The organism is Lysinibacillus sp. OL1, from assembly GCF_004332175.1.
In the GTDB taxonomy this organism is placed as follows: domain Bacteria; phylum Bacillota; class Bacilli; order Bacillales_A; family Planococcaceae; genus Lysinibacillus; species Lysinibacillus capsici.
Genome location: NZ_SJDS01000032.1, coordinates 1 through 5,010, shown reverse-complemented (window position 1 = coordinate 5,010; position 5,010 = coordinate 1). Strand labels below are relative to the sequence as shown.

The 5,010-nt window shown below is 33.9% G+C and carries 8 protein-coding genes and 1 pseudogene; all 9 read left to right on the top strand.

Translation table 11 applies throughout. From position 1 onward, the window contains the following. Nucleotides 1-927 (top strand): annotated as a pseudogene (locus EW028_RS24270) (hypothetical protein); the annotation flags it as partial. Further along, nucleotides 928-1,176 (top strand): hypothetical protein, encoded by a 249-nt coding sequence (locus EW028_RS24265; protein WP_131522752.1) that lies wholly within the window; start codon nucleotides 928-930, stop codon nucleotides 1,174-1,176. Continuing rightward, nucleotides 1,169-1,312, top strand: coding sequence for a hypothetical protein (locus EW028_RS25475; protein WP_193767474.1), 144 nt, complete (start codon nucleotides 1,169-1,171; stop codon nucleotides 1,310-1,312). Before EW028_RS24265 ends, EW028_RS25475 begins: the two co-directional genes overlap by 8 nt. 83 nt (nucleotides 1,313-1,395) lie before the next feature. Continuing rightward, a complete protein-coding gene (locus EW028_RS24260; RefSeq protein ID WP_131522751.1) occupies nucleotides 1,396-1,872 on the top strand; it encodes a hypothetical protein in 477 nt (158 codons plus the stop codon). Nucleotides 1,873-2,007: 135 nt separating this feature from the next. Continuing rightward, nucleotides 2,008-2,241 carry a hemolysin XhlA family protein gene (locus tag EW028_RS24255; protein WP_227745018.1) on the top strand — a complete coding sequence of 78 codons (234 nt, stop codon included), beginning with the start codon at nucleotides 2,008-2,010 and terminating at the stop codon, nucleotides 2,239-2,241. A 12-nt stretch (nucleotides 2,242-2,253) separates the two neighbouring features. Continuing rightward, complete coding sequence (locus tag EW028_RS24250; protein WP_131522750.1) at nucleotides 2,254-2,508, top strand: phage holin; 255 nt, start codon at nucleotides 2,254-2,256, stop codon at nucleotides 2,506-2,508. Continuing rightward, complete coding sequence (locus EW028_RS24245) at nucleotides 2,508-3,206, top strand: peptidoglycan recognition protein family protein (RefSeq protein ID WP_131522749.1); 699 nt, start codon at nucleotides 2,508-2,510, stop codon at nucleotides 3,204-3,206. The genes EW028_RS24250 and EW028_RS24245 overlap by 1 nt, the downstream gene beginning before the upstream one ends. Nucleotides 3,207-3,663: 457 nt before the next feature. Next, nucleotides 3,664-4,350 (top strand): DUF3800 domain-containing protein, encoded by a 687-nt coding sequence (locus EW028_RS24240; protein WP_227745017.1) that lies wholly within the window; start codon nucleotides 3,664-3,666, stop codon nucleotides 4,348-4,350. A gap of 250 nt (nucleotides 4,351-4,600) precedes the next feature. Continuing rightward, nucleotides 4,601-4,897, top strand: a complete 297-nt coding sequence (locus tag EW028_RS24235; protein ID WP_193767473.1) for a YolD-like family protein — start codon at nucleotides 4,601-4,603, stop codon at nucleotides 4,895-4,897. The last annotated feature ends 113 nt before the right edge of the window (nucleotides 4,898-5,010 follow it).

Sequence of the window (5,010 nt, the reverse complement as noted above, 5' to 3'; positions counted from 1 at the left end):
AACAACCAAATGCTTTATGAAAACGATACTTTAAATATCACTGGCGATTCCTACGATCCTGACAAAGATCAATCCGTGACGGCTTACTACCAAATTAACAACGAACCTCGTAAAGTATTAGCTACAAATCTAAGTCAGACTCAGATATCACTATCGAAACAGTTGATTTTTAAAGGCTCAAAATTATTTGACGGAGAGGTTGCTATTACAGGAGTTTTAGCTGATGGAGTAGCTCACACGTTGAAAGTTTGGGCTGTCGATAGTGAAAACGGACAATCTACCACTGTGGAACGTACATTTTACGTTGTACCTAACCGAGCACCATTACTTTCAGTGGACACCATCATACCTAGCGGAATTATAGATACTGATAAATTTACAATCAGTGGAACTACAGTCGATCCAGATGCGAATTCTAGCGTTAAAGTAAATTATCGAATTAACGGATCTAATCCAATTGAGATTTACGATGGCACAGGTGGTGCTTGGGAGTTTGAAGTGTTATTAGCTCAGTTAAAAGTTGGAGAAAATACGATTGTCGTTGAGGTAGTTGATAATTATGGAGCAAAGACTAGCAAGACGATAAAACTTAATAAAAACACAGTAAACACACCTATTTTGCAATCTGTAGCGAGGTATAAAATTGAGCCACCAAAAGGATCAGCTAAGGGTGTTTTATTATTCATTGAGCGAGACGCAGATTTGGCAGTAAAAGTCGAGTTGTCAATGACTTTGACAGGAGAACAGGAGCAATACATCACCCTCACACCAGTTAATACTGCACCGACAAATAGTGGCACTGTAGAAGATACTTTCGAACACACAGTGTCAGAAGAAAAGCAAAATATTATTCTAAAAATAACGCCATCACGTACAGATTTATCGTTCAATCATAAAATTCACTTAATATCAGGGGCGGTGGACTAAATGCCATTTGAGTACAAAGTACGTAATCCAGACGGAACTATAGGTGCAATAAAAAAATTCGGGATTGAAGAAACAGCAGAGGAAAAGGCTACTCGTTTAGAGCAAGAAAATAAATTGTTACTTGGTAGCATGATGGAAATGTCGTCTTATATGGCAATGCAAGAACAACGTCTAGAAGGACAAGAGAATGCAATAATGGAGCTCTCCACATTAATTGCATCACTACCAGGAGGTGAAAGTGATGTTTAATGAAAACAGCGGCTTAGTCGGAATTTGGTGCAATTTTGTAAAAGCGAATCCAGACAAGCGTGAGCAAGTACCTAATTTATCTAATTTACGTGATGTTGTTTATAAGAAGCTAGACGAAGGAGAAACGCAAGCATAGCTTAGCGTTATTTTTATTGTCTTTTTTAGAAGGAAATCCTTATCTTTTGTCGAATTAAATTAGGTAAAAGGGAGGGTTTTTTAATGTGTAGTAGAGAATTTGTCAATAACAGCTTAGAACCATTGAATCAATGGGTTTGTGATTCTTGTGGTGAAATTATTGATGGTCCAGAAAATGGTTGGCTTGAATGGTATAGAGACATTAATGGATCATCTAATTACGGCAAAGGAAAAGGTTTCAGGATTGTTCATCATGATAAAAAGTGCATGTATAATGAACATGCATTATTTCAACAAAATAAGTTAACTGCAGATATGCATCTAGATTCATTTGTTGGTCCAGATGGATTAGTATATCTATTATCTAAAATACAATATGACAGTGTAGAAGATAATGCAGAATTAGTTGAAATCATTAGACGACTCCACGTTCCTTATTATGAAGAGGCTTTGTTATACCACCATGCCGCAGAAGAAGATGGATATTTTGATGGAGAAAATGAAATTACTAGATATACGACAAGGACATCTAAGTATATCCTTAATAATTACAAAAGGTAACAGAAGAGCATTCTAAATAAGGAATGCTTTTTATTATGCTATGAGAACAATCGAGATGGGCAACAGTACATGTTACTGTATCTCGATGCATCTCATGGCTTTTTATTTTAAATAGGGCAAAGGATTGGTGATGATATGGAAGGATCATCGTATGTAAGTGTTACTGAGCACAATATGTTGAAAGAAAAAATAAATTCCCATGAGGTTCGTATTTCTATTGCAGAAAACAACATCAAGGATATGAAAGATGATTTAACTGCGATTAAATCAAATACTACATGGATTGTTCGATTAATCATTGGAGGCATTGTTACTGGAGTCATTACTGGAGCAATCGGAATAATTTTTGCAGCAAATAAAATGTTATAGGAGGAAATAAAAATGAAAATCAACTGGAAAGTACGTTTAAAACACAAACCATTCTTAGTGGGAGCATTTGCTTTACTACTACTGTTAGTGCAACAAATCGGTGCGCTATTCGGCTACGATACAACAATTTATAATGAGCGAGTTACAGAGTTATTTAACACTGTACTCGCTTTTTTAGTTCTTATCGGTGTGGTTGTTGATCCAACTACACCAGGTACTAATGATAGTGAAAGAGCTATGGGATATGACCGAAAGGGTGAAAAATAATGGTGCAAATTAGACAGCATTTAGTATCTACAGCAGTTGCTATTAAAGTTACAGGAGGACACAAAAACACCCGCAAAAAAGTATGTATCCATGAAACTGACAATACCAAGAAAGGTAGTGGAGCAGACAATCACGCTCGACTGCAAGCTAATGGGAACAGTCGCCAAGCAAGTTGGCATTGGACTGTAGATGACAAAGAAGCTGTTCAATCTTTTACACATGACTATCAATGTTGGGCAGCAGGTAGTACAAAGGGGAATAACGAAGCAATCCATATTGAGATGTGTGTGAATGCTGATGGGGACTATGTAAGGACTGTACAAAATACAGCTGCACTAGTTGCTAAAATTCTTAAAGAAGAAAATCTAACGATAAACGATGTTGTACAGCACAACTATTACAGCGGTAAAAATTGCCCTAGTAAGATGCGTTCCAAAAGTACACCTATTCCATGGAGCAGTTTTTTACAAATCGTTAAATCAATTATGCAACCTCCAATACCAAATAATACTGTAAAGGATGATGATAAAATGCAATTTACAAACGAAACTCTTAAAGCTGCAGTTCGTGATTATCTCAAACAAGCAGTGGACAAAAAGCTTATTGATAAATCTCATCTTGAGAAATTTGATGCTGGCACTATGACAAGTGGTGATTTCGAAGGATTAAAAATAATAATCGCCCAGCGAAATATCTAAAAGTAAGTCTGGTAAGTCAATTGATTATTAGCTTATTTAACAATTTTAATAGAATATTTGGAAAATAGTACTTGAAATCCTTTTTTAAATAGTTTAAATTATATATATAAGAAATCAAATGAATATATACGTGAGAAGCACTCCGTTTTCTTTTTGGCTTTTTTGCCAATAGATTTCGTTGTGCTTTTTTTATCTTTTGAAGATATAAACGAGTTTAAAAAATAAGAAAATTTAACTAGTCAAAATGGTTGTATTTTTGCTTGTTTATATACATAATTAGACAAAAAGTGAAACTATATATTTATTAAAATTATAAACAAATGATATATTAAAAAATACTAACTTAAAGTAAGAATTATAACAACGTATATAATATTTTTGTTTGTCATATAATTATACATGAAATGATAAAATACTACACAATATCCAAAGTTGTAGACGGAACAGGGTGATAATAATGCAGACTATATATATTTATTTGGATGATTCAGGCGTTTTCCACCGAAATGACAGGTATTTTGTATATGGTGGATATTTGTTTTTAGATAAAAAAGAAAAAGACACCGCCAGAAGGAAATACAGAAAACTATCAGATCAAATAAAGGCTACGATTGATGGATGTGTAGAAGTAAAGTCATTTGGACTTGCAGCTAAACATAGGAGAGCACTCTATAATGTAATGAAACCTTATGAAAGTTTATCAGTCTGTGTTAATACTCGTAGAATTAACAAAGATATTATGTCAGAAAAGAAATCTATTCACAGATTTAAAGATTATGCACTAAAAAGATGTATTAAATCTAAATTTATGGATTTAATCCGTAAGGGAAAAATTGATCCAAACGAAGATGTGAATCTAATTATTTGTATCGATGAACAAGGTACAGCTACAAATGGTTATTATGATTTAAAATCTTCAATATATGAAGAATTTATTCATGGAGTTCATAATTTTGATTACAGCGTCTTTCATAAACCAATATTGTATGGCAATTTAATGATTGATGTGAGTTACAAAACGTCTATTTCTGACTATTTAATCCAAGCGTCTGATATTATTGCAAATACTATTTGGCACTCGCATACGCATTCAAAACATCAGCTTAGAAACAAAACAAATCATTTTTATTTACAATTACCTTAAGTGTATGTATAATGTGTGTACAGACATGAAGTGTACTGTTTACAGAAAGTGTTCGATCAAAGCATTAAGCGTGCTATGTGTACGCCGACCTTTCTGGGACCGCGACAGAGCGGTCTTTTTATTTTAAATCAATATTATCTTTACCTTAAAAAGTAAGACCAGAAAATTTTCTGGTCTTTTTTTATTGCCAAAAACAGAACATTAGTTCTATAATAAGTACAAACAAATGTTCTTATTAGGAGGAATGGATATGGCAAAGTCAAAGAAAAAGGATCCAGCTAAAAAGGTTGCTGAAAAACCAAAACAACCACCTAAACACCCTGAACGTGACGAGTTTGACCTTGAGGAGCTTGGCTACAGTTTAAGTGAAGCACTAGAAGATTGTAAGTTTCGGATGTTTGCTGTGTACAATAAATCAGGGTCTTTAGAAGGGAAGGTAACAAAAATGGACCCAAACACAAAGATGATCCACATTCAGGATAAATACATGGATGTCCATAAAGTGCATTTTTTAGACATTTTGAGTGTTTCGAATTTGGATTATTAGTGGAGGTTGTTTGTGATGCTAAGAGACCGTGGGAACATGTAATCAATAGTATAATTATAGGTAGGATGTATAGTATTTAATGATACATCCTACCTTATTTTTTTATTGTTGTT

What these genes read in the sequence shown, in the direction of transcription:
- EW028_RS24265 (WP_131522752.1), top strand. Translation starts at nt 928, where the DNA reads ATGCCATTTGAGTACAAAGTACGTAATCCAGACGGAACTATAGGTGCA.
- EW028_RS25475 (WP_193767474.1), top strand. Translation starts at nt 1,169, where the DNA reads ATGTTTAATGAAAACAGCGGCTTAGTCGGAATTTGGTGCAATTTTGTA.
- EW028_RS24260 (WP_131522751.1), top strand. Translation starts at nt 1,396, where the DNA reads ATGTGTAGTAGAGAATTTGTCAATAACAGCTTAGAACCATTGAATCAA.
- EW028_RS24255 (WP_227745018.1), top strand. Translation starts at nt 2,008, where the DNA reads ATGGAAGGATCATCGTATGTAAGTGTTACTGAGCACAATATGTTGAAA.
- EW028_RS24250 (WP_131522750.1), top strand. Translation starts at nt 2,254, where the DNA reads ATGAAAATCAACTGGAAAGTACGTTTAAAACACAAACCATTCTTAGTG.
- EW028_RS24245 (WP_131522749.1), top strand. Translation starts at nt 2,508, where the DNA reads ATGGTGCAAATTAGACAGCATTTAGTATCTACAGCAGTTGCTATTAAA.
- EW028_RS24240 (WP_227745017.1), top strand. Translation starts at nt 3,664, where the DNA reads ATGCAGACTATATATATTTATTTGGATGATTCAGGCGTTTTCCACCGA.
- EW028_RS24235 (WP_193767473.1), top strand. Translation starts at nt 4,601, where the DNA reads ATGGCAAAGTCAAAGAAAAAGGATCCAGCTAAAAAGGTTGCTGAAAAA.